The organism is Acidicapsa acidisoli (assembly GCF_025685625.1).
GTDB classification, from domain to species: Bacteria; Acidobacteriota; Terriglobia; order Terriglobales; family Acidobacteriaceae; genus Acidicapsa; species Acidicapsa acidisoli.
Window position 1 is genome coordinate 813911 of sequence record NZ_JAGSYI010000002.1, and the last position, 23562, is coordinate 837472.

The 23562-nt window shown below is 58.0% G+C and carries 20 protein-coding genes; 12 read left to right on the plus strand and 8 right to left on the minus strand.

Annotation, left to right across the window (positions count from 1 at the left end; genetic code table 11):
• Positions 1-6 precede the first annotated feature (6 nt).
• The 5 genes from OHL23_RS13380 (at position 7) to tssK (OHL23_RS13400) (ending at position 6050) form a co-directional block, all read left to right on the plus strand.
• Complete coding sequence (locus tag OHL23_RS13380; RefSeq protein ID WP_263352386.1) at positions 7-684, plus strand: L,D-transpeptidase; 678 nt, start codon at positions 7-9, stop codon at positions 682-684.
• Positions 681-989 carry a hypothetical protein gene (locus OHL23_RS13385; RefSeq protein ID WP_263352388.1) on the plus strand — a complete coding sequence of 103 codons (309 nt, stop codon included), beginning with the start codon at positions 681-683 and terminating at the stop codon, positions 987-989. The genes OHL23_RS13380 and OHL23_RS13385 overlap by 4 nt, the downstream gene beginning before the upstream one ends.
• An 82-nt stretch (positions 990-1071) precedes the next feature.
• Entirely contained in the window at positions 1072-3252 is a 2181-nt protein-coding gene (locus OHL23_RS13390) for a type VI secretion system Vgr family protein (RefSeq protein WP_263352389.1), read from the plus strand.
• A gap of 75 nt (positions 3253-3327) precedes the next feature.
• Positions 3328-4692 carry a type VI secretion system baseplate subunit TssK gene (tssK, locus tag OHL23_RS13395; protein WP_263352390.1) on the plus strand — a complete coding sequence of 455 codons (1365 nt, stop codon included), beginning with the start codon at positions 3328-3330 and terminating at the stop codon, positions 4690-4692.
• Complete coding sequence (gene tssK / locus OHL23_RS13400) at positions 4689-6050, plus strand: type VI secretion system baseplate subunit TssK (protein ID WP_263352391.1); 1362 nt, start codon at positions 4689-4691, stop codon at positions 6048-6050. Before tssK (OHL23_RS13395) ends, tssK (OHL23_RS13400) begins: the two co-directional genes overlap by 4 nt.
• Positions 6051-6629: 579 nt before the next feature.
• Here tssK (OHL23_RS13400) and OHL23_RS13405 read toward each other — a convergent pair.
• A complete protein-coding gene (locus OHL23_RS13405) occupies positions 6630-7538 on the minus strand; it encodes an AraC family transcriptional regulator (RefSeq protein WP_263352392.1) in 909 nt (302 codons plus the stop codon).
• Positions 7539-7678: 140 nt separating this feature from the next.
• Here OHL23_RS13405 and OHL23_RS13410 point away from each other — a divergent pair, with 140 nt between their 5' ends.
• The 5 genes from OHL23_RS13410 to OHL23_RS13430 all read left to right on the plus strand — a co-directional run bounded on the left by OHL23_RS13410 (position 7679) and on the right by OHL23_RS13430 (position 12867).
• The gene (locus OHL23_RS13410) at positions 7679-8623 is read left to right on the plus strand and encodes a cupin domain-containing protein (protein ID WP_263352393.1); all 945 of its coding nucleotides are present in this window, start codon (positions 7679-7681) and stop codon (positions 8621-8623) included.
• A 110-nt stretch (positions 8624-8733) separates the two neighbouring features.
• Complete coding sequence (locus OHL23_RS13415) at positions 8734-9639, plus strand: NAD(P)-dependent oxidoreductase (RefSeq protein WP_263352394.1); 906 nt, start codon at positions 8734-8736, stop codon at positions 9637-9639.
• 86 nt (positions 9640-9725) lie between these two features.
• Positions 9726-10742 (plus strand): SDR family NAD(P)-dependent oxidoreductase, encoded by a 1017-nt coding sequence (locus OHL23_RS13420; RefSeq protein WP_263352395.1) that lies wholly within the window; start codon positions 9726-9728, stop codon positions 10740-10742.
• 146 nt (positions 10743-10888) lie between these two features.
• Positions 10889-11917, plus strand: a complete 1029-nt coding sequence (locus OHL23_RS13425; RefSeq protein ID WP_263352396.1) for an aldo/keto reductase — start codon at positions 10889-10891, stop codon at positions 11915-11917.
• 62 nt (positions 11918-11979) lie between these two features.
• A complete protein-coding gene (locus tag OHL23_RS13430; RefSeq protein WP_263352397.1) occupies positions 11980-12867 on the plus strand; it encodes an aldo/keto reductase in 888 nt (295 codons plus the stop codon).
• A gap of 94 nt (positions 12868-12961) precedes the next feature.
• On the opposite strand, the gene OHL23_RS13435 is transcribed toward OHL23_RS13430, so the two are convergent.
• Positions 12962-13771, minus strand: coding sequence for a biopolymer transporter Tol (locus OHL23_RS13435; RefSeq protein WP_263352398.1), 810 nt, complete (start codon positions 13769-13771; stop codon positions 12962-12964).
• Between the two features lie 196 nt (positions 13772-13967).
• On the opposite strand from OHL23_RS13435, the gene OHL23_RS13440 reads away from it, so the two are divergent.
• The gene (locus OHL23_RS13440) at positions 13968-14954 is read left to right on the plus strand and encodes a ThuA domain-containing protein (RefSeq protein WP_263352399.1); all 987 of its coding nucleotides are present in this window, start codon (positions 13968-13970) and stop codon (positions 14952-14954) included.
• Between the two features lie 294 nt (positions 14955-15248).
• On the opposite strand, the gene OHL23_RS13445 is transcribed toward OHL23_RS13440, so the two are convergent.
• The 5 genes from OHL23_RS13445 to OHL23_RS13465 form a co-directional block, all read right to left on the minus strand.
• Positions 15249-15827, minus strand: a complete 579-nt coding sequence (locus OHL23_RS13445; RefSeq protein ID WP_263352400.1) for a hypothetical protein — start codon at positions 15825-15827, stop codon at positions 15249-15251.
• Positions 15828-15898: 71 nt separating this feature from the next.
• The gene (locus tag OHL23_RS13450) at positions 15899-16654 is read right to left on the minus strand and encodes an SDR family NAD(P)-dependent oxidoreductase (RefSeq protein WP_263352401.1); all 756 of its coding nucleotides are present in this window, start codon (positions 16652-16654) and stop codon (positions 15899-15901) included.
• 113 nt (positions 16655-16767) lie between these two features.
• Positions 16768-18027 carry an MFS transporter gene (locus OHL23_RS13455; RefSeq protein WP_263352402.1) on the minus strand — a complete coding sequence of 420 codons (1260 nt, stop codon included), beginning with the start codon at positions 18025-18027 and terminating at the stop codon, positions 16768-16770.
• Entirely contained in the window at positions 18024-19643 is a 1620-nt protein-coding gene (locus OHL23_RS13460; protein WP_263352403.1) for an acido-empty-quinoprotein group A, read from the minus strand. The genes OHL23_RS13455 and OHL23_RS13460 overlap by 4 nt, the downstream gene beginning before the upstream one ends.
• Positions 19640-20491, minus strand: a complete 852-nt coding sequence (locus OHL23_RS13465; protein ID WP_263352404.1) for a c-type cytochrome — start codon at positions 20489-20491, stop codon at positions 19640-19642. The genes OHL23_RS13460 and OHL23_RS13465 overlap by 4 nt, the downstream gene beginning before the upstream one ends.
• Before the next feature lie 248 nt (positions 20492-20739).
• Here OHL23_RS13465 and OHL23_RS13470 point away from each other — a divergent pair, with 248 nt between their 5' ends.
• Positions 20740-22599: a M61 family metallopeptidase gene (locus OHL23_RS13470; RefSeq protein WP_263352405.1), complete on the plus strand. Its 1860-nt coding sequence runs from the start codon at positions 20740-20742 to the stop codon at positions 22597-22599.
• A gap of 43 nt (positions 22600-22642) precedes the next feature.
• Here the strand turns inward: OHL23_RS13470 and OHL23_RS13475 are convergent, their stop codons facing one another.
• On the minus strand, positions 22643-23518 hold the full coding sequence (locus OHL23_RS13475; RefSeq protein WP_263352407.1) for a GNAT family N-acetyltransferase: 876 nt from the start codon (positions 23516-23518) through the stop codon (positions 22643-22645).
• Between the last annotated feature and the right edge of the window lie 44 nt (positions 23519-23562).

The window sequence follows — 23562 nt, forward strand, 5'->3', positions numbered from 1 at the left end:
GAGGCCATGGGCGGACATCGTAATCCCGGACCAACCGGAACCGGAACTGCCGGGAACGGTCATTCCGCCCATTCGGGCAACACGCACTCTCATTCCGGAGAACCTTCGTCTGGCCACAAGAAAAATCAGCATACGAAGCCACATCCAACTGGAACACCCGCTTCCGTCAAGCCGGTTCCGACTTCGAATCGTGTGAAACGGGTCGTAGTGGTCTTCAATGCAGATACTTCAACCGGAGAGGTTTTTGCGGTCGCTCCGGATGGCTCGATCCTTTTGAAAGGGGACGTAGTTGTCGGCGGGAAAGATTCGCCGACGCCAACCGGAACCTACCACGCCTTGCGTTGGGAATCGAATCATGTTTCCCAGAAGTACGGGTCTTATGCGAACACGCCCTGGGATCAGTCGCCGTTGGGCCTCAACGCATTCGGTCCCTTCCAACTGCATCTGAAGGAATTGGAAAGTAGGGGAATTTATCTTCATGGCACAATGGGCCCGTCCTGGAACCCATTCACGGCTCTGAATTCTCTGCTCAGTCCTACATCACATGGATGCGTCAGGATGTCGAATCGCACTGACATCGGCCTTCACGATCTGATGCCCCATCCGGAAGGAATTGAAGTCAAGATCAGCACCGACAAGAATGACATCCCTACCGGTCAAGGGAAGCCTCAAGGAAATCCATGACCCGCGCCGTGCTCGTAGTTTTCGTGATTTGTCAGATCGCAGGAGAAGTAGCTACCTGGCTCAGTTCGGATCATTCGAGCACGGCGGGACCCTGGCTTTGGGTCATCAGCGTAATATTTCTCTTGCCTGGAGATATCGCAGCGACCTGGTTGATTGAGAAGTTTCTGTGGAATTCTTCCTGGAATCTGCATCAGTTGCAATGGTTCAAGGCACCCTGCGAGATCGTCATCAACGCCCTGGTCTGGGCGCTCATTGCTGCGTGCTTCACCAGGATTGGCGGGAGATCAAAAAGGAAGAATGCTTAACGGATGCAGAGAATACACGCGGATTGACACGCCTGCCGGACACTCTGTAATCACGACAGCCAGGAAGGTTTGAATTCAGCTTATGCCTACTTCACAAGAAGGCCGTCTCATCTCCATTACCACGCCGCTCGGCGACGATGTACTGCTGCTCGCCGGTTTCAGCGGACATGAGGCGATTTCGCGCCTCTTCAGCTTCCATCTCGACCTCCTCACGGAGCAGGGCCCCATCGACTTCTCCCAAATCGTCGGCAAGAACGTAACGATATCGATCAGCCAGTCGGACAACACTCCCCGCTACTTCAATGGCCTCGTCAGCCGGTTCGCCCAAAGCGGCGGAGATACACAGTACATGCGCTACCAGATGGAAGTAGTTCCATGGACATGGATGCTGACCCGCTACGCCGATTGCAAGATCTTCCACAACAAGACGATCGGAGACATCATTCAACAGGTTTTCTCCGATCGCAGCTTTACCGATTTCAAAATGTCGCTCAGCGGCACCTATTCGCCGCTCGAATATTGCGTGCAGTATCGAGAGACCGACTTCAACTTCATCTCGCGCCTGATGGAACAGAACGGGATCTTCTACTTCTTCGAGCATGAGTCAGGCAAGCACACGATGGTGATTGCCGATTCTTCGAGCATTCACCAGGATTGCCCCGGACAGTCGAGCGCGGGATACAACCTCGCGGGCGGCGGACTGGACGCCGACGACGTCGTCAACTCCCTGAGCCTCGAACAGGAACTGAAAAGCGGAAAGTATACGTTGACGGATTATTATTTTGTGACTCCCTCAACCAACCTGCTGGCGAGCGAGTCGACTGTTTACGAGGTCGGAGGCAACTCCGGCTTTGAAGTCTTCGACTATCCCGGCGAATACACGACTCGGGGTGATGGCACCTCCTTTGCCAAGCTGCGCATGCAGGAAGTGGAAGCGGACCATTTGCTTGCCCATGGCAGCAGCGTCTGCCGCGCCTTCACGACCGGCTACAAATTCGAACTTGAGGACCACCCCCAGGACGCGTTGAACGACACCTATGTGCTCACTGAGATCCAGCACATTGCCTCCGTCGCCGAGTCATACTCGACCAGCGGCGGCGGCGAGGGCGAGGGCAAAGACAGTTATTCCAATCTCTTCACCTGCATTCCGGCTACGGTTCCATTCCGGCCCGCTCGCATTACGCCCAAGCCATTCGTGCAGGGAGTTCAGACCGCGACCGTTGTCGGCAAGAGCCAGGACACCGAGAACAGCAGTGCCGATGATCCAGGCACCGATGGCGAAGAGATCTGGGTCGACAAGTACGGCCGCGTGGTGGTGCTGTTTCCATGGGACCGCAAGACTGCGTGCTCATGCTGGGTTCGCGTCTCGCAGGACTGGGCAGGACAAGGATGGGGCGCCATCACGATTCCGCGCGTCGGGCAGGAAGTCATTGTCAGCTTCATCGAAGGCGATCCGGACCGGCCGATCATCACCGGGCGCGTTTACAACGCTACCCAAACCGTTCCCTATGCTCTTCCCGACAACCAGACTCGCAGCACCTTCATGACGCGGAGCTCCAAAGGCGGCAGCAGCAGCACGTACAACGAACTTCGCTTCGAAGACAAGACCGGCAGCGAACAGGTCTTTTTCCGCAGCCAGAAAGACTATGACAATTACGTCGTAAACGACACCCGCGAATGGATCGGCAACAACTGCAGCCTGATCGTAACCAAAGACCAGATGGAAAGCGTGGGCGGCGACCGCCATGAACAGATAACTGGCAAGAATATCGTCAAGATTGGAGGAGACCGGCAGGAACAGTTAGGAGCAAATGAGACCATCACAATCGCGGGAAACCGCAATGAGAAGGTAAGCGGAAATCACGTCGAAACGATCAGTGGCGACCTCAACAGCAACATCTCCGGAAATCTCAACCAGAAAATCGGTAGCACCTTGTCGCTCCAGGTGGGCCAGAATCTGTACGAAAAATCCGGCTCCAATTACGCACATCAGGCGGGCGAGCAGATCCATCTCAAGGCCGGAATGACCGTGGTGCTGGAAGCCGGCACAGAGATATGCCTCAAAGTCGGAGGCAACTACATCGATATCAATCCAGCCGGCGTCTCGATCGTTGGAACCATGGTCATGATCAATAGCGGAGGCTCTGCGGGCTCGGGCTGCGGCTCAAGTCCAACTGATCCCACAAGTCCCGATAGTCCAACCGATCCCACGAAACCGGATGAGGCCGACGACGGAAGCAAAGGCACCAAGATGAACTCGTAGCCGCATACTGGCGAGCTTCCGCCGTTGCTCACCTCGCTCTGAATTGTTATCGTACAAAAGGTCCGGTCATCGCCCATGAAGCAACTACAGCCCGTCCTCTGGAGCAAAGGCACCTTCCTGACGCCGCAACACATGCAGCTTCAGGACAGGTTCCTGGAAGACAGCCTGAACTTCCGGCTGCAGGCGCTCAAGTTCTGCGCCTGGGGGTTCAGCGAGGTCGTGCTCGATCAGGAATTGCTCGCTGACGGGCAACTGGCTGTCACCCGCGCTTCCGGCATTTTTCCCGATGGATTGCTCTTCGATATTCCGGGCCCGGATCAGCCGCCCCCCTCAAAAGCACTGGCCGAGTTCTTCGATCCCGGCGTGCGCGACCTCGACATCTACCTGACCGTACCGGATTACAAGCAGAAGGGATTGAACGTCGCCGGATTGGGCCGAGTGGCCGGCTCTCGCTACCTTGCTGAGATTGCCACCGTCCGCGATGACAACACCGGCACCGGCGAAAAGCCGATCCAGATTGCTCGTAAGAACCTGCGCTTGCTGGCCGCGAACGAAACTCGCGAGGGCAGCTCCGCGCTGCGCATCGCTAATGTGGAGAAAACCGAGTCCGGCGCGTTCCGGTTCAATACGCGCTTTGTTCCTCCGCTTCTCGAAGTGCGCGCCAGCGATTACCTGCGCAGCCTGATTAACGGCATTCTGGAGATACTATCGGCCAAAAGCACGCAGCTTTCCGGCAGCCGCCGGCAAAAGAACCAGAGCCTGGCCGACTTTACCGCATCGGACATCGCTAATTTCTGGCTGCTGTACACAGTCAACTCCAACATCCCGGTACTCAGCCACCTACTGCAAGGCCAGCGCTGTCATCCGGAGGAACTCTTCTCGGCCCTCACCGCGCTCGGCGCATCGCTCACCACCTTTTCAAACACGATCCGCCCGCGCGACCTGCCGCTTTACGACCATTTGAATCTGAGCAAGGTCTTTACCGATCTCGACGAGAAGCTTCGCATCCTGCTTGAGACAGTCGTGCCGACCAATGTCGTTTCTCTGCCCCTGAAGCACGTCAACAATACGATCTACGCGGCGGCGATCGATCAGGACAAGTACCTCAACAACACGCGCATGTACCTTGCGCTCTCAGCAGACACCAGCGAAGACACAATCATTCGCCGCGTCCCGCAACTGGTGAAGCTCTGCTCCGCGACGCACATCGAACAGCTCATCAGCAACGCATTGCCCGGCATTGCGCTCACTCATGTATCGAGTCCCCCCAGCGCGATTCCAATCAAGATGAAGTACCAGTACTTCAGCCTTAATCAGTCCGGCGCAGCGTGGGACACGGTGACCCGCGCACGCAACTTCGGCGCCCATGTTCCGGCAGATATCCCAAATCCTCAGATGGAGCTGATCATCCTGCTTCCACAGGCGGGTGGAGCGAAATGAGAACGCTGACAAAACCCGTCTGGTCTGAGGGGATGTATCTTGGCCCGCACCATTTTCAGGCCCAAAGCCGCTACTTTGAAGACGCCCTGGACTTCGTTACCACCAGCCTATGGCGCGACGCCTATGGATTTGCGGGGCTTCAGTTCGACCCGGACGCTCTGCGCAACGGCACCCTGGCGCTGACCCACGCGCGCGGTCTCTTCTCCGACGGACTCGCCTTTGACCTGCCCGGCTCAGATATTGCTCCGACGCCGAGGGATTTCGCCGCATTGTTTTCGCCCGTGGCCGATCACCTCACCATGCACCTGGCGGTTCCGGTTGCGCTGCGCGATGGCCAAAATACCAGCCTGCAAAGCGCCGCCGCACCATCCACTCAGATCCGCTATCAAGGCGTCGATCAGATGCTGCCCGACCAAAATACTGGCCTCGACGAAAAGCCGATCAAGATCGGACGCAAGAATCTCCAACTGCTGGCCGAAGCGGAAGTCACGGATCACTGCGTAAGCCTCCCGGTTGTTCGCATCCTCCGCGACGGTTCCGGTCATTATGAGGCGGATCACACCTTTGTGCCTCCCTGCCTCAGCCTGAGCGCCAGCCCAGCATTGATTGACATGCTGCGCCGTCTCATCGAGATTCTGGATGAAAAGAGCACTGTCTTCACCCAGGAGCAGCAGCAGCGCGATGGTGTCTTCCAGGCAGGCATGTCAGCCCGCCACGTGGCCCAATACTGGTTCCTCCATGCGCTGAACTCGAACGTGTCGCCATTGCGCCATTTCCTGCTCTCGCGCCACGCCCATCCCCAGGAGCTTTTCCGCGAGATGTCCCGTCTCGCCGGGGCTCTGTGCACCTTTGGGCTGGAGGTCCATCCCCGCTCGCTGCCTGCCTATGATCATCAGGAGCTTGGAGCGCGTTTCGCGGCCCTCGATGAACACATCCGCCGTCATCTTGAGATCGTGATGCCCTCCAAGGCCATCAAGATCCCCCTCAGCCAGGTCGAGACTTTCCTCTACCAGGGAGAGATCCAGGACGAGCGCTGCATTGGACCGGCGCGTTGGATTCTGGAGATATCGTCTCCCATCGGCGAGGCTGATCTCATCGCGCGCGTGCCAAAGCTCTCCAAAATGTGCTCTGCACGCTTTGTGCTCGAGCTGATCAAGCGCGCGTTGCCCGGCCTGCCTTTGAATCATCTTTCCGTACCACCGCCGCAGATTGCCGCTCGCGTCGAAAGCCAGTACTTTGCCGTCAATCGCGGCGGTCCGTGTTGGGATCACATCGTGCAAACCCGCCAGATCGGCGTGTATGTTCCAGCGGAGATACCGTCTCCACAACTGAGCTTGATTGTCCTGCTGGACGAGTAAGCCTCTCTTGCATGGCTTCCATGCGCTTCGCTGCCGATCCCTTGAATGGGGTACCTCCATTCCATTCTTCTCAGGGATGCGGGCTGAGTTGCTGCTCGATATCATTTTCAGAGGAATCTCATTGAGGTCCCTGGAGGATAAATCCTGCAGCGGCTCTTCTCCTCTTTTCCGGGCGGTTGGCCTGGTATCGGCCTGCTGCTATTGCGTCTGGCGGTCAGTTATCGGCTGATCGATCTCGGACTTGGTTTCCTGCTCGCCCAGGATTCGTCGAAATCCAGCATCTGGCTTATGGGCGCGACTTGGCTTGTCGCCGGTTCTTGCCTGCTCACGGGCTTTCTGACTCCGATTGTCAGCGCTGCGGCGGCAATTGCAAGCTCAACGGCAGTCCTTTCTCTGCTTTCATCGATCCCCCTTGGAGACTGGCGAAGCAGGATGACATCTGTCGACATCACGGCGGTCTTAATAGCTCTGGTCTTTCTTGGCCCTGGAGCGTTCTCTTTGGATGCGCGCCTATTTGGGCGGCGCGAGATCATCATTCCCGACACTCATCGTCCACCGAGACCGTAACGAGCGGCGCGATCACTCGGTACGAAATCTCCCCGGAGTGGCTCCGGTGAACCGCCGGAAAATTGTCGTGAACTGGCTCTGGCTGGCGAAGCCGCAGCGATAAGCCACTTCAGCCAGCGAAACATCCGCGTCCTTTAGCAATTGCTGAGCACGTTCGACCCGACGGCGAGATACATACTGGTGCGGCGTAAAGCCGGTCGATTGCCGGAACATATCCGCAAAATAATGCGCGCTCAGTTTGGCCACCTTCGCGAGCGCATCGATCGAAAGGTCGCGCTCGAGAAATTGCTCAATATATTCTCGAACCCTGCGCTCGCGGGCTGGCCCCAATCCCATGGCCGGCTCGGATGCTACCTCCAGATTGTCGTTGTAGCTGCGCAAGAGGTGAGTCGCCAGGACCGTGACAAGCGAATCTGCGAAGTCTTCGCACAGCCTTTGCGTTTCGCATTCCCGATACAGGGCACGCCCCAGTTCTTCGATGAACGGATCGCGCACCAGATGCGCTGTTCGCAGCTCAAAGGAACTGGAGTGCAGGATTCGCTCCGCAGTGTCCGCAAGCACGCTCTCGCTGATGTAAATGTGGATCAGACTCGCGCGGCGTTGCCAAAGTGTCCGATGAGGTTCCCCGGCAGGGATCACGGAAACCGCGTTTCCGCTCAGTTCGCGATGGCCTGGAGGCTTTGATCCGCTCCTCCACTCGGCATGGACGTGAGCTGGTTCCAGCCCGATGGTCACCTGAGTACAGTCGTGGGTGTGCTCGCGCCAGGCACTGCGAGGCTGGTCGGCGGCATAGACCCAGTATCCTTTGCCCTCAAACCAGAAATGCTCCGACGGGAGCGGGTCTTCGGCTCCAACGAGAATAATGCGCGTATCTTCCCGTTTTTCTGCAGGTTCCGGATTGTTTGCTTCAATTTGCTTCAATTTCCCGCCCGTACTTTCATTCTAAAGAATCCAAAATCCTTCGGGAGATGCGGAAAGACCGGCGCCGCAGATTTAACCATACTGAGATTCATGGACAGGGCTGAAGTCGTTCGGTACTTCACCCCAAAGGAGATGCGCATTTGAGCACTGAAACAGCATTGGAACTTATTCCGACAGCCAAGCTTACACAGGATGTCCAGATTTTTGAATACAGCAAGGCCGCTAACCCAATCGAGTCCGGATCAACGCCGAGCATTCCGATCAAGGAGTTTGCGGCGGACCTCTACGCGACCGGCAAGAGCCGCATTGCGCCGCTGGACCTGAGCGCCGAACTGCGAACCTCTTATGCGGCGACCAGTCCCAGCCTGTTGGCCAGCTTTGTTCGCATTAATGCCGGGGAGGAACTGACGACTTCTCCGAAGGCCAGCAGCGAGTTCTATTACGTCATTCGCGGCAAGGGAACCACGGAGACTGCCGAGGGCGCAATTACCTGGAAGGACGGGGATTTCATCACGCTTCCCGGACTGCGAGCAACCCACTTCGCGGAAGAAGACACAGCGTTCTACATGGTCAACGACTCGCCCCTGTTCGCCTATCTGGGAGCAAAGCAGTCCGAAGCGCGCTTCTCCCCGACTGTTTATACCCGAGAGGCCGTTTTCGCCGAACTCGAAGCCGCCAGGAACGACCCCGAGGCTTCAAAGCGCAGCCGCATCAGCGTCCTGCTGGCCAACAAGAACTTTGAGCAGACGATGACCATCACCCACACCCTTTGGACCATGTTCGGGGTAGTCGGGCCCGGCACGCGCCAGCTTCCTCATCGCCATCAGTCGGTTGCACTGGATTTTGTCGTGGAAGCGAAGCCGGGAGCATACACACTTCTCGGCCCGGAGCTGAATGAAGACGGCACGATCAAGGACGCGGTTCGCGTCGACTGGGTGACGGGAGCAGCCTTCGTTACGCCTCCAGGCTATTGGCATGAGCACGTCAACGCCTCCGACGCCGATGCATACGTAATGCCCATTCAGGATGCGGGCCTGCATACTTACCTGCGCACGCTCGATATTCAGTTCTTTCTAGAAGATTAGCTCGTGGATTAACGCAAGGATTAGCAGGTCAAAGACATTGGCTGTGGAGCGAATCGCTCCACAGCTCTCAACCATCCAAAAACTAATGGCAAGGAGAGCATCAGGCAGGAATGACAGACACAATCATCAATAAACAAAACACACAGCTTGGCTTCATCGGCCTGGGACTCATGGGCAGCCGGTTGATCCGCCGCCTTCATTCTTCGGGCTGGAATATACAGGGATGGAATCGCAGCGCGGAACCAGCACAAGCCCTTAGCCGCGATGGAATTGAAGTCGCCGATTCGCTCGCAAAATTGACCGCTGATTCCGCGGTCGTGCTTTCCTGTCTCGGCAACGATACAGCGGTTCAGGCTGTGTACTTCGACGAGGGCGGCGTCTTTGCAGCCGTCGAGCCGGGAACAATCATTCTGGAGATGAGCACCATCTCGCCTGAGCTGTCGCGCCTTCTGCATCAGGAAGCTGAGAGTCGCGGTGCGCTCTTGATCGATCTGGCGATTTCTGGATCAACCGCGGCTGTCGAGGCGGGCGCAATTACCCTCCTGGCCGGCGGCGATCCGGACACGTTCTCTCAATGTGTTCCCATCTACGAGTCGATTGCCAAGCAGTGGTTTCTGATGGGGCCGGCAACTAGCGGAATCCGCATGAAGCTGGTCGTCAATCTTCTTCTGGGCGTCAACATGCAGGCCATTGCGGAGGCAGTCTCGCTCGGGGAGCATCTGCGGATCGAGCGCGATGTGCTTCTTGATGTCTTATCCAAAACGGCAGTGATCGCTCCGGCCTTCGTCGGAAAATTCCAGAAGATCAAAGACAACGACTATTCGCCGCAGTTTCCGCTGCGTTTGATGAGCAAAGACCTGGATCTAGTTGACAAGGCAGCCAAGCTCTCCGGCGCAGAATTACCGGCAACCAAGGTGGCTAAGTCGATCTACGCTTCCATCTTGTCCTCAAGCGGGGATCTGGATATGTCTGCCATTACGCCCTTCGTCGGGCACTATCTCGATTCGCGTAAGTAATCGCCAAAGATGGCGTGTATCGAATTTACGTAGGCGCCGGGTGAAGGATGCAGTCCGTCCGGCAAAAGCAGTCAGGAGAAACTAAAATGAACGATCAAGAACACAACCCCGAGCAGGTCGAAAGCCCATCGCGCCGGAGCTTTCTGGGAGCCGGTTCCGCAGCATTCGCCGCAGCGGCATTCGCAGGACTGGCTGCAAATGCGCAGGAAGTTACACAGAACAAAAAGCAGGTCTCCGGCTGGCCTGGCGTTCTGAACGGCAAAGTAGCTGTCGTCACCGGCGCAGCGCGCGGAATCGGACGCGCTGTCGCTGTCGCCTTTGCCGAAAGCGGAGCGAACGTGGCCGGAATCGACATTTGTGCTACCGTCGATCCACGCTCCGGCGTCACTCCCGCCACTCGCGCGGAACTTGAGGAAACCGGGAGGTTGGTCAAAGCTGCGGGCGGTCAATGGCGCAGCTTCGTAATCGACCAGCGAGATTTGCCCGCCCTCCGTGGTGCTGCATCGCAGATCGAACGCGACTTCGGCGGGATTGACATTCTTTTCGCGAACGCCGGAATCCAGGCATTTAAGCCGCTGCTCGAACTCGAAGATGCGGACTGGAGCATCACGATTGACACCAATCTGACCGGCACTGCGAACGCGATCCGCGCCTTCGCTCCGGCAATGGTGAAACGCGGCGGAGGCCGCATCATTGTGACCACATCGACGCAGGGGCGTCATGGCACGCTGTATGCAGCAGCTTACTCCGCTTCGAAGTGGGGAATTATCGGACTGATGAAATCGGCGGCGCTCGAACTCGGCAAACACGGAATCACGGTCAACGCACTGGTCCCAGGACTCATCGACACGCCGCTGACACGCCACGAGGAACGCTATGCGCAAGCCCTTGAAGTTGGTGGCAAGACTCCGTCCGGCAACCTACAAAAAGACGAGCAAGACGCACGCAACGCGCTGCAGACAAAGTCTCCGCTCGGCGTACCATGGATCGACCCTGCAAATGTAGCTCCCGTGGTCGTCTTCCTGGCCTCGGACGCTGCGAGAATGGTTTCTGGATCGACATACGACGTCACAGGCGGCGACAGCGCGAATAACGCCACATAACCAACCTCGACCCCGCACGTATCAGTTGACGCTGATGGACATGCCGAGTCGCCGGAAATATCCGCGGCTCGGTCGTTTCACAATAAACACACCAGGCTTGCGGATGTATACCTTATCTTGTGAAGGACAACGTAGCGAGAGGTGCCATGGAACGCAGAAGTTTTCTCAAGTCAGCAGTAGCCGCCGGAGTTGGCGTAGCGGCCGTTGGGGCCACTCTGGCCCAATCATCCACACTCGACAATCAGGCGCAGGGAGGTTCAAGACCGATGTCTCCAGATATGCTGTACCGGGAACTTGGTAAGACTGGTGAGAAAGTCTCCGCGATTGGGCTTGGCGGCTACCACCTTGGGAAGCAGGACGATCCCCAGGAGAGCATCCGGCTCATTCGCTCCGCGATCGATCGCGGAATCACCTTCATGGACAACTGCTGGGATTACAACGATGGCTTAAGCGAGGTGCGAATGGGGCAGGCGCTGCGCGACGGCTATCGTTCCAAGGTCTTCCTCATGACCAAAATGGACGGCCGAACAAAGGACTCCTATAACAAGCAGCTCGAACAATCGCTCGGACGACTGCAAACCGATGTCATCGATCTTGTTCAGTTTCATGAAGTCATTCGCATGGAAGATCCGGATCGCATCTTTGCCGAGGGCGGTGCGATTGAGGCGGCCGTAGCCGCGCGTAAGGCGGGCAAGATTCGCTACATCGGATTCACCGGCCACAAAGACCCTTACGTGCACCTCCGCATGCTGGAGGTTGCAGAAAAGCATGGCTTCCATTTCGACACCGTGCAGATGCCGATCAACGTCATGGATGCCCACTTCCGTTCCTTCGGCAAGCAGGTCGTCCCGGTATGCGCTCAGCGCGGAATCGCGGTTCTGGCAATGAAGACTTTTGGAGACAACTTCATCCTGAAAAGCAACACCGTAACTCCGATCGAGGCGCTGCATTACTCGCTGAACCAACCGGTTTCGGTGGTCATCACCGGGATCGACTCCACAACGGTCCTTGAACAGGCGCTCGAAGCTGTAAAAACCTTCAAACCGATGAGCGATGCAGAGACCGCGAGCCTGCTTGAACGTACAAAAGACGCCGCATCCGATGGCAAATATGAACTCTTCAAAACCTCCAGTCACTTCGATGGAACCGCGCACAATCCTAGTTACCTTGGCTGACTAACTTCCTTTATCTCGAAAGATCAACCGCAAGACTCTACCTTACTTTTGGAGCAATCATCATGAGCCAAACACAAGCAATTACAGCAGCGGCTGCAGGAACCTTCCCCATCGGAGGCGATCTGATCGTCAATCGCCTCGGCTACGGAGCCATGCGCATTACGGGTCAAGGAATCTGGGGACCTCCCGCCGACAAAGCCGCGTCACTTGCAACTTTGCGGCGAACCATCGAACTGGGCGTGAACCTGATCGACACTGCCGACTCGTACGGACCCGGCACTTCCGAAGAGTTGATTGCCGAAGCGCTGTATCCCTATCCAAAGGATCTGGTCATTGCGACCAAGGGTGGATGGGAACGTCCGGGCCCTGGTCAGTGGACTCACAACGCCAGTCCCAAACATCTCACGCAAGCACTGGAAGGCAGCCTCAAGCGGCTTCGCGTTGACAGGATCGATGTTCACCAGCTTCATGCACCGGACAATGCCGTCTCTTTCGAGGCATCGGTTGAGGCGCTGGCAAAGCTGCGCGAGCAAGGCAAGATCCGCCACGTGGGCCTTTCGAACGTAACGCGCGAACACATCGAACGCGCTCGCAAGATTGTCCCCATCGTCTCAGTACAGAACCGCTACAGCTTTGCCGATCGCGAGTCCGACTTCATCGTCGACTATTGCGAAGAGCACGGCATCGCATTTCTTCCGTGGGCTCCGCTGGGACAGGCCAAGGAAGCGCATGACGCCATTCAGAAAGTCGCGAAGGAACTCCACGCAACGCCGCTTCAGGTCGCGCTGGCGTGGCTGCTCAAGCGATCCAAAGTGATTCTGCCTATTCCCGGAACCTCGTCGGTGGCGCACCTTGAGGAGAACATCGCCGCTGCCGGCCTGGAGTTGCCACAGGCAGCTTATGACAAGCTCGAGGCCGTAAGTCACCCACCGGTCAGCTTGCGCGGCTAACGGCTGAACAAACGCTGAACAATCGCTGAATAAACACACCAGGCTGCCATCTACAGAACTTTGTAGCTGGCAGCCTGGACCACGTTTCAGTCAACTAGCGTACCTGGCCTGCCGAGTTCTCGAGAAGGACGTTGGAAAGCACTGCTGTATCCGACGTGGCTGGCAGGTGCGAGCAGAAGCCTATACCTACGTAAAAGGGCCCGTCAAAGTGCAGCGTGATCGGCGGCCCAAGCTGGTGCATCGGCTCTCCCTCAAGGCTGACGAAAATTGCAATCGAGTCGCCATGCTTCTCGATCCCAACGCGCCTGGCGAGAACACCATTGAGGCCGCCGCCAAAGCGATATTGCAGATCCTTGATGGATTGGCCTTGTTCAGGACGATACGCCAAGTGGATCATGCCCACGCCGTGTTCGCCGAGCATCGCTTCCTTGGAATCGTCTTCAAGATTCTGGCGAATGACGAGGACTGCCTTGCGGTCACCGTAGCCCTTGGGGTCCGGAAACGTGACATCGGCTGCGAGTGAGACGTCTCCGGAAACCTTCGTCCAGAGATAACGGAACTCGTCGCGCGTATACCAGATGTTGTATCCGGCGGAGTGGATCGTGTACTGCTTCGTGCCGGCGTCGTAACTGGCGCTTCCCGGCACCACTGCGGCGCCAATATCGGATTGTCCCTGAAAGACTCCTATCGGCGTGTCGAAATTTCTGCTGGGCCGGTGAAAATCCCCGGGCGGCGGTACCTGCACATGCGTTGGGGAGCCGGGTTGCGCCCAATCCGGAACGGCCGGCGTTGACGTAGCTGGTGATTGAGCGAGCAGCAGTTGCCCCGCTGCGCCGACCGTGAGCATGAATACCGAGACGTGCAAGAGTTGTCTATAAAACGCGCGACGGTTGTGGGTTTCCATAGCACAGAACTTTAGCAGACTTGCTCACGGTAGCCATACCGTTGGCAAAGCACTGATACCGCTGTGCCGCAATGCGTCGACTGGAGTGAATTGACAGCACGAATCTCGATCTAGTATCCATGGTGCGTCCTTAAATACGCTCGCTGATCCATCCCAGTCTGCCAAATCCAAGAAGAGTTCCAGGGAGACGTCAACTGTGTCCATCCGGCAAGGTCTTTCACGGTACACTGCTGCGCTGCGGTGCGCAGTAGCCGTGGCGCATTCCATAATTCGTTCCAGTCGAAATTCCAGAGCGAAGCTTCTGCGCTTCGGGCTTCCGGCTCTTGCTCTTCTGCTTGTCTTTCATGCAACGCTGACGACCCAGGTCAACGCGCAAGGGAACGGCGCTGCAGTTGTGCAGGCGCCTCGCCCGTGGGGGCAAAATCCCAGCGGGATGCGCGTCTACATATGGGCGGGGCTCAAGTCGCACTTTTCCGGGCAGCACGACTATCCCCAGTTCCTCGCGGACTGGAGCAAGGTTCTCACCGAGCATGGCGCGGTAGTTGACGGAGCCTTGCATGCACCCACCGCGGCCGATCTCGAGCACACCGACGTTGTGATCCTGTACAAGGGCGACGCGGCTTACCTGAGCGATGACGAAAAAACTGCTCTCGATGCTTATATCAAGCGCGGAGGAGGACTGGTCAGCTTGCATGACTCGCTATGCGGCCCGGACCCCGCGTATTTCGCTACGCTGGTCGGCGGCGCGAAGAAGCATGGCGAGGTGAACTACACTCTCGGAGCGCCCATCCCTTACACCGTGGTAGATGCGGCCAACCCGATCATGAGCGGCATGACCAACATCACGATCTTCGACGAGGCCTTTTACAACATGATATGGGCGCAGAATCCTGGTATTCATGTGCTGGCGACTGCGGTCATACCGGGCACGCCGAGCGCGGGCACGCACAAGGGCGAAGTGGTGCCGCAGATATGGACATACGAACATACGCTGCCTGGCGGCGAGCCCGCCAGGGCCTTCGTCTGGATGCAAGGGCATGAGTACGCGAACTTCGACAATTACCAGATTCAGCGCATGCTGCTGCGCGGTATTGCATGGGCGGCGAAGAAGCCCGTCGATTCGCTGATTGACTATGTGCCGCCGCCGCCGACGCATGTGCAAGCGGCTGGGACGGGACGATAGCGGACTGAGTTTTTGGGCGAAAATGCAGGACTTGCGACACGACAAACTCATGGGGGGGTGGGGGTGGTCCTATTTTTCCCGTAAACGATTGAAAAGGTTATGGCTTACAGCGGAAATCATGGTGCTTAAATGGCGTTTTTGGGCGGTTTTAGTGCTGATTTGCGACAGCGAATTTCCTCTGCGAATCGCTGTCAGACAAGCAAAGACCGCCTCGGATGCCGCCCGGTTTTATTCTGGCTGATCTATTCTGACTGATTTGAGAGTAATTCCCGGCAAAGTTGGTTCGAGATTCTTCTAGAAGCGCCAGACCAAGCCTGTTGAGATACGGCCGAAGTTATTGGGCAGGCCGGGGAGCCGATACGGATTGGGGGGATACAGGTTGGCGCCGAGAGCGAAATTGGTGTACTGATAGCCGCCGTCCACACGATAGGCGAAGTGCTTCGAGAGCGTTGTGTCCAGGCCGCCGCCGAAGAACATCGCAAAGGAAGCAGCCACGCCGATTGCCTGGTTTGGCCCCCAGTTCTTGTTCAGACCGGCGTCTCCAAAGAGTGCTTCGCCAAAGATGGATTCTCTGCGGTAGCGCCAGACGTATTGGCCACCGGCCTCGATGAAGAGAGCGTGCTGAGGTGCTCCGAGGTTGGTTCCGCGATAGCCGTAGGTGTCGAGTTTGAGACGCAAGCGATGCCACGACGGAAAGGCGAGGGATGCGTCCCATCCGTTGAGCGACTGCCGCGATCCAGGAACTCCGTTGAAGGTGTTGGAAAGATAGGTGTAGCCGCCGTAGAGCTCATGACGGGCAGGAGCGTCCGATTGGGCGCGAAGGACGGGCGACAGGCAAAGGAGTGCGATGAGCGCGAAGATTCGAGACGGCATTCGGTATCCGGGTAAGTTGACCTGATCTATCGTATCGGTTTGACGTGGTTTATGGGAATGGACAGTCCTCGTTACTTCGCAGTCCAGCCGCCGTCGATGAGGATGTCGGTTCCGGTGATGAAGCCTGCTGCGTCCGAACAAAGATAACAGGCGAGCGAGCCGATCTCTTCGATCTTTCCCCATCGCCCGATCGGCAGGCTAGCCATGAATTGCGCATTGGCTTCCGGATTGTTCATGACGGCTGTGTTCATATCGGTTGCGAAGGGGCCGGGGCTGATTCCGTTGACGGTGATTCCTTCGCCGGCCAGTTCGAGTGCGAGCGCACGGGTGAACCCAAGTAGCGCCGCCTTAGCGGAGGAATACGCGGTACGACCGGGCAGCGAAACATGGCTCATGATTGAGGTCATGTTGAGTACGCGGCCGTAGCCGGAACCTTTCATGCCGGGCACGAAGGCACGGGACATCAGAAAGGTCGAGATCAGGCTGGAATCGAGGACGCTTCGGAACTCTTCCAACGAGTAGTCAACCATATTCTTGCGGATATTGGTTCCGGCGTTGTTGATGAGGATCTGGGGTGCTCCGAAGCGCTGCGTGACTGCTTCGGCCAGATTCGCGACCTGATCTTCCTGCGTTACGTCGGCAGTGAAGATGGCCGCTGTTCCGCCTAGTGCGGCGATGGTGTCGCGTACCTGCGTGAGGCGCTGTCTATCGCGTGCGACGAGGGCGATGTTTGCGCCGGATTCTGAGAGGGCTTTCGCCATTGCCTCGCCGAGGCCACGGCTTGCGCCGGTGATGACTGCTGTTCGGCCGGTCAGATCGATCTTCATGGGACGTGTCTCCTGTTTTGAGGTAGCTATGGATGAGTGGTATGCATTCCCTCAGGGGCTAAAGCCCACGTTCATTTTGTTCTGCTTTATGGCGCGGCTAAAGCCGCGCCCTTTCAAAACGTCGACGCGTTCATCTGTCTTCGTGCCGACTCAGGATCGAGGTAGAGCCAGCAGATGGCGGATATGGTTGCTGCCGCAGCCATGGTGTAGATGAGGATGTTCCAGTTGTTGCTGGTGCGTTCGAGGATGATGCCGCCTACTACTGGCGCGACGAAGCCGGCGAGATTGCCTAGCATATTCATTGCGGCTGCTACGGTTGCAGTGTACGGGCCTCCGATTTCGACGCAGGCATCCCAGGAGATCGGCATGGTAAGGTCGCTCGCAAAACTGGCGAGGCCCATGGCCAGCATTGCGAGGACGACCGATTGAATCTGTGCGAAGGCCAACAGGAGGATGGCTGTTGCGAGAAAGCCGCAGAAAGCGATGGCGCGACGGGGTAAGCGCTTTGGGGCGAGTCCTGAGGCGAGCGAACCGAAGCCTCCGAATAAGAGCGGCAGGACCGCGAGAGCGGCTGCGCGTGTGGGAGACTGGCCGCGCCCTTCGCGCAGATAGGTGGGCAGCCAGGTGATGTAGAAGTACCAGACGTAGGCGAAGCAGAAGTACTGGAGGACAAGGATCGATACCTGCGGAGTGAGCAGAAGTGAGAGCCAGTTTCGTTCGCCGGGCCGGTGTGCGGTGAGTACGCGTGAGGAAGCAAGCAATTCCCTTTCTGCTTCGTTCACGGCGGGATGTTGCGCTGGATCGTCTTTGAACCAGAGCAGGAAGATAACGCACCAGACGAGCCCCAACGCCGCGAAGCAGACGAAGGCCCAGCGCCAGCCGAGCCAGGTGATGCAGAGCAGGGCCAGCGGCGGCGTGGCCGCTCCTCCCCAGCGCGTGCATGCCCACATCAGGGCCTGTGCTGTGACGCGCTCTCGCGCTGGGAGCCATGCACTGAGCATTCGTGTGAGATTGGGGAAGCAACCGGCCTCGCCTGCTCCGAAGAGGAATCGGATTGCGTACATGGACGGGACGTTCCAGGCTGCGCCGGTAAGTGCCGTGCAGGCGGACCAGGCGAGAACGATCTGCGCCAGAACTCGCTTGACGCCGAGACGGTCGCCGAGCAGGCCCATGGGGATTTCAAAGATCGCGTACGAAAGTCCAAAGGCTCCGAAGATCAGGCCCATCTGCTGCTTTGGAATATGGAGGTCGCGCGCGATGGGTCCGGCAGCCTGGGAGATGGCGACGCGCTGCACATAGGAGAGCACGGCGAGGCCGATGGCCAGCGTGACGACGTTGTATCGGACGCGACTGGATGTATGAGTGGTCTTCATTGTGGCAGGCTCCAGGCGTAGAGGCTGTCGCCGGCTCCGAAGACGATGTATTGTTTGCCGTCGAGGAGGTAGGTGATGATGCCGCCGGATTCGTTGGCTCCCAGTTCGTGATGCCAGAGGATCTGGCCTTTATCGGCGCTGAAGATGATGGCGTTCTTCTGGTCGTCTCCGGTGATGAGGAGATTGGTCGCGGTGGTCAGGATGCTGGGGCCGAGAGTCGTGGGGGCATTGTTCAGGTTTGGATAGACGTGTCGCCAGACGGCTTTGCCGGTAAGCGGGTCGATGGCTTGGAGGACTCGCTCGGATGGGCCGATTCCCTCGCCTGTGCCGCCGTAGCCGGAAGGCTGATCGCTGTCGTCGGTGAGATAGTAGATAGCCTTGCCTTCGACTGAGTTCACGTAGACCAGGCCGGTGTTTGGATTGTAGGCAGGGGCTTGCCAGTTGGTGGCGTTGACGATGTTGATGGACCCGCCGACGGTGGGGTCTTTGTCCGGGATAGGGATCGGTTCGCCTTGCGGCGAGAGTCCGGAGGAATAATCGAGCGGGACATAGGGCTTGACGACGAGGTATTTGCCGGTGACGCGGTCGAGGGTTACGAAGAAACCGTTGCGGGCTGCCTGCGCGAGCAGTTTGCGCGGCTTCCCACTTACGACGCGGTCGAAGAGGATGGGTGCGGTGGTGTTGTCGAAGTCATGCGTGTCATGAGGCGAGACCTGGAAGTACCACTTCAGTTCGCCGGTGTCGGCGTCGAGGGCGACGATGGATTCGGTCCATAGATTGGCGCCGGGACGTCCCTGGCCGGCGAAGACCGGGTTAGTGTTGCCGGTGGGCCAGTAGAGCAGGTTTAGCGCGGGATCGTAGGTGCCGGGCATCCACGTCATACCGCCGCCGTGCTCGGATGCCGGTTCGTTGGGCCAGGTGGTCAGCGCGGGATCGCCTTTGCGGGGTGTAGACCACCAGGTCCATTGGAGATTGCCTGTGATGGGGTCGAAGGAATCGAGGAAGCCGGGCATGTCCATCGCATCGCCGCCTACGCCGATGATGACGTGGTTCTTGACGATGAGAGGCGCGGAGGTCGAGAAGTATTGCTTGCGGGCGTCGGCGTAGTTCTTCTTCCAAAGCTCCTGGCCGGTATTGGCGTTCAGCGCGATGAGCCAGTTGTCGGGCGTCTGAAAGAAAAGTGTTGTCTTCCAGATACCGACTCCGCGCTGGCCTACGAGATGGCCGCCGTGATCGACCCAGTCGTAGTGCCAGATCGGGTTTCCGGTGCGCGCGTTAAGGGCCCAGATGTGATCGGGAATCGTGATGTAGAGGATTCCACCGACTAGCAAGGGTGTGCACTTGATGATGGGAACGGGCGCGCCTCGCTGGGCACCCACGTCGGTGATCTTGTAGACCCATTGCTGGGTGAGATGTCTTACATTGGACGGCGCTATTTGGGTGAGCGTGCTGTAGCGCCTGCCGCTGTAATCTCCGTTGAAGGTGGGCCAACTGGTAATGGGGGCTTTGCCAATGATGCCGGGGTCAACCGAAGCATTGGGTGACGCATGTGGGACAGGGGGCGCTGCGCCTGCGAGAGTCGCGGTTGCAATGAGGATGCCGGTGGCGAGTCTCATTGCAGCGTCTCCAGGTAGGCGGTGACGTTGTGCATATCTTCGTTGGTGAGCGACTGGATTATCTGATGGTGTGCTGCGAGTGGATCTTGCATTTCGACCTGTACACCGGGCGTGCGGTCGACGATGTGTGTCTGGCCAGTGTGATCGATGAGCGTGATGCGAAAGTCGCTGATTTGTGTGACTCGCCCGGTTAGGGTTGCGCCCTCGGGGGTTTTCACGGTTGCGGTGAGGGCCAGAGATTCGTTGGTAGAACGGATCGGCCAGATCCAGCCGCGCTGTAGTTGTTCGGGTAGGCGGAAGCGGCTGCCGATGTGCGCGAAGGCTCCAGGGGCGTGGCAGGAGACGCAGTGGGACGAGACGTATTCGCGGCCCCTTTCTTCGTTGCCTACGAGGATGTTGAGCACATGATAAGCGCCCCGATTGGCCACTTCCTCGACTTGGACATGCACGAATTCGGCGATGTCCTTGAGCTGGTCTTCGGGCATGGTGGCGAAGGCGGGCATGCCTTTTTCCGGACGGCCCATTTTCAGGAACTCCGCGAGATGTTCGCCATGATCGTCTTTGAGCACCTCATCGGAGGTGATGAGGCTGGCTCCGGTTGCGCCGCGGGCCTGCGGGCCGTGGCAGAAGGCGCAGTTCTGCTGGTAGAGCGGCGCGCCGCGTGCTGCGGCGACTTTGTCCGGCTCAGGGCCGAGACCGAGAAAGGTGCGCGTGGCGGCGGCTCGCTGGTCTGGCGTTGTGCTCTGGGAGGCGGGCTGAGCGCCGTTCGGCAATTGCTGGCTGATTGCGATCTCCGCAAGGATTACGACGGCTCCGGCGAGCAGTGCTCGGACGACCGGATAGCGCATGCCTGAAGTTCCTTTCTCGATAGGTCACTTCGCTTGAAATAAATACGGACGCATTCCGTGCCGTGCAGTCGCCCGCCGCAAGTATACAAATACATCCCGGTTTGGGCGACCCGGGGCGAGAACGCACCGAATTACGGCCCGGATAAAGGTGCGTTAAAGACACTTTGAATTTAATTCGCTGCTTCGAATCCGGGGGAGGGTATGATGCACAGATAATCTTTAATCCGACTTTTTGATGGAGCGTGTGCATGGAAAACTGCAGACTTCGCCTTTTTGTGTTCCTCGCTGTGATCTGTTCCGTGGCCGCTGCTTCGACGGCTGCTGAGACCATTTCGCTCAAGGTGGATGCAACCAAAACTCCGCAGAAGATTTTGCGCGTTCATCTGACGATGGCGGTCAAGGCAGGCCCGCTTACGCTGTACTATCCGAAGTGGATTCCCGGCGAGCACGGGCCGGATGGTCCCATCGCAAGCCTTGCGGGGCTCAAATTCGAGGGCGGCGGGAAGGCCATTCCGTGGAAGCGCGACCTGCTCGACGCATTCACCTTTCATGTGGAGATTCCCTCTGGCGTAACGCAGTTGGAGGCGGACTATGACTACATCGAGCCCCAGGGTGGGTCCGCTACGGACAAGCTGCTGGTGCTCGAATGGAATGAAGTGGCGCTCTATCCGGCTGGCACGGCTGCGGAGCAGTTGAGCTATGAGGCAAAGCTTGTGATGCCGGATGGCTGGAAATTCGGCACGTCTTTGCCAGTGGAGGGGCAGTCGGGAAATCAGGTTTCCTTTGTGCCGATTTCTCTGGATCTGCTGGTGGATTCTCCGGTGATTGCCGGCGAATACTATCGCGCTATCGATCTCACTCCGCCGGGCGAGCCGATTCATCATGAGATTGACATGGTCGCAGACAGCGAGGCCGCGCTCGACATGAGCCCGGAGATTCAGAAGCAGATGACGAATCTGGTCGCTGAGTCGGGCAAGCTTTTTGGGGCACGCCATTATCGGGACTACCATTTTCTCTTTACGCTGAGCGATCATGTTGCGCATTTTGGGCTGGAGCATCATGAGTCGAATGACAGCCGTCTGCCGGAGCGCACCTTGATCTCTCCGGATGCGGGCATGGCGCTGGGAGGTCTGCTGGCGCATGAATTTGCGCACTCATGGAATGGCAAGTTTCGGCGTCCTGCGGACCTGACGGTCGCTTACTATGAAGAGCCGATGAAGACCGATCTGCTGTGGGGTTATGAGGGGCTGACGGATTTCGTGGGACCTTTGCTGGCTGCGCGCAGCGGTCTTTGGACACCGGAACAATATCACCAGTATCTGGCCAGCATCGCGGCGATGCTTGGTCCTGGCAGACCTGGCCGCACCTGGCGGCCATTGCTCGATACCGCCGTCGCTGTGCCGGGGTTCGGTTTTGGGGGCGGCAGCGGCTATCCGAGTTGGCGGCGTGGAAGCGATTACTACGACGAAGGCGATCTGCTTTGGCTTGAGGTTGCGACCATTATCCATCGGGAGACGCACGGGCTGAAGTCGATTGATGACTTTTGCCACGCGTTTCATGGAGGCGCCAATCAAGGTCCGCAGGTTAGGACATATACCTTCGAGCAACTGGTGAGCGATCTGAATGCTGTCGCGCCTTTTGACTGGGCTGCGTTCTTTCACACGAGGCTTGATTCGACCTCCGCCGATGCGCCAGTTGGCGGAATTGAGAACGCGGGTTGGAAGGTGGTCATGAATGGGGAGCCAGCGAAGTTGCCAGGACGACGCGGCAACATGGATGACATCTACTCGATCGGTCTGCAGGTTGGCAGTGACGGAACGGTGACGGATGCTCTCGTCGGAGGTCCTGCGTTCGAAGCGGGCATCTCGTCGGGGATGAAGGTCATTGGTGTGAATGGCCGCGTTTACACGCACGATTTACTTGAGGACGCGATCAAGACTACAAAAGACGGTGACCACCCTGTGACTCTTCTTGTGGTCGTAAACGACTACTTCCAGACATCGACGATCCACTATAACGGTGGCGAGCGTTACCCGCATCTGGTGCGGGATGATTCAAAGCCGGATTATCTGGACGACATGATCAAGGCGCAGGCTGCGCATCTATAAATTTGGCCGCCTCTTTGACTGCGGCAATGCCGATTATTGCGGTTCAAAAGAGTACGGAGGGAAGCCACGCTCCTGCTGGATCGTTATATAGCCCGATGCTCATCAGAGTCATCGGCTGGACGACGCGCAGACCGTTGGCCAGACACCAGCGCAGGAGAGCGCTATTGCGGGAAGGTACGAGAATTCCCGATCCGGCTAAGGATTCTGCGGATACGATGAGGGACTGCAGGTCAAGATTCGTCTCTGCCGTGGAATGGCCAAAGAAGCCGAGGTGCGATGTATAGCCGGTGATGCGGCCGGCGCGCTCCACCACGCACGCTGTACCGTGCTCGATTGCCTGTGCCAAGTCGACACCGCGGTCGAAGCCGTGAACTTGGTGCGACAGAGCGTTGCAGGCGCTTAAATCATCTGGTGTGGCCGGCCGCGCATGGCATCCCGTGATACTCCGTTCGAGGGTTCGTCCCTGCACACAACTCAGGGGTTCGCGGATGTCAAAGCCCAGCGACGTATAAAGCGAAAGCGAACGATTGTGAAAAGCGGCCTGGACGAGCCGAACACCAGCTGCGCCGCGCTCGCTTGCTCGATCCAGAACGGCTTGCATCAGTTTGCGGCCTGCTCCGAGATTCTGCGTTGCGGGGTCGATGGTGATGGGGCCGACGCCCATAATGATGGAGCGCTCATCAAGGCCGTTGCTACCGACGATTCGGCCTTCGCTTTCGGCCACTACGCAAAAGAAGCCGGGACTTGAAAACAATGTCGAAAGCAAGCCGACTGCGGCCTCTGGTCCGGGAAAATCGCAGGGAAAGCCGTGAGCTGCATTGATGGAGGCAAACGCGTCGTAGCAGATCTGGCCGCAGACAGGGCCGTCCTCTGCTTTGGCGGGCCGCACCACTACCTCGGACTTTATCTTCGACGACATATCGGAACAGCCTTTGATTTTTCAGGAAGTATAGCAGCCGCGCG

Coding starts and splice junctions, on each gene's coding strand:
- OHL23_RS13445 (WP_263352400.1), bottom strand. CDS start 15,827: ATGCCGTCTCGAATCTTCGCGCTCATCGCACTCCTTTGCCTGTCGCCC.
- OHL23_RS13450 (WP_263352401.1), bottom strand. CDS start 16,654: ATGAAGATCGATCTGACCGGCCGAACAGCAGTCATCACCGGCGCAAGC.
- OHL23_RS13465 (WP_263352404.1), bottom strand. CDS start 20,491: ATGCGCTATCCGGTCGTCCGAGCACTGCTCGCCGGAGCCGTCGTAATC.
- OHL23_RS13420 (WP_263352395.1), top strand. CDS start 9,726: ATGAACGATCAAGAACACAACCCCGAGCAGGTCGAAAGCCCATCGCGC.
- OHL23_RS13415 (WP_263352394.1), top strand. CDS start 8,734: ATGACAGACACAATCATCAATAAACAAAACACACAGCTTGGCTTCATC.
- OHL23_RS13385 (WP_263352388.1), top strand. CDS start 681: ATGACCCGCGCCGTGCTCGTAGTTTTCGTGATTTGTCAGATCGCAGGA.
- tssK (WP_263352391.1), top strand. CDS start 4,689: ATGAGAACGCTGACAAAACCCGTCTGGTCTGAGGGGATGTATCTTGGC.
- OHL23_RS13380 (WP_263352386.1), top strand. CDS start 7: ATGGGCGGACATCGTAATCCCGGACCAACCGGAACCGGAACTGCCGGG.
- OHL23_RS13430 (WP_263352397.1), top strand. CDS start 11,980: ATGAGCCAAACACAAGCAATTACAGCAGCGGCTGCAGGAACCTTCCCC.
- OHL23_RS13470 (WP_263352405.1), top strand. CDS start 20,740: ATGGAAAACTGCAGACTTCGCCTTTTTGTGTTCCTCGCTGTGATCTGT.
- OHL23_RS13435 (WP_263352398.1), bottom strand. CDS start 13,771: ATGGAAACCCACAACCGTCGCGCGTTTTATAGACAACTCTTGCACGTC.
- OHL23_RS13455 (WP_263352402.1), bottom strand. CDS start 18,027: ATGAAGACCACTCATACATCCAGTCGCGTCCGATACAACGTCGTCACG.
- OHL23_RS13425 (WP_263352396.1), top strand. CDS start 10,889: ATGGAACGCAGAAGTTTTCTCAAGTCAGCAGTAGCCGCCGGAGTTGGC.
- tssK (WP_263352390.1), top strand. CDS start 3,328: ATGAAGCAACTACAGCCCGTCCTCTGGAGCAAAGGCACCTTCCTGACG.
- OHL23_RS13475 (WP_263352407.1), bottom strand. CDS start 23,518: ATGTCGTCGAAGATAAAGTCCGAGGTAGTGGTGCGGCCCGCCAAAGCA.
- OHL23_RS13460 (WP_263352403.1), bottom strand. CDS start 19,643: ATGAGACTCGCCACCGGCATCCTCATTGCAACCGCGACTCTCGCAGGC.
- OHL23_RS13390 (WP_263352389.1), top strand. CDS start 1,072: ATGCCTACTTCACAAGAAGGCCGTCTCATCTCCATTACCACGCCGCTC.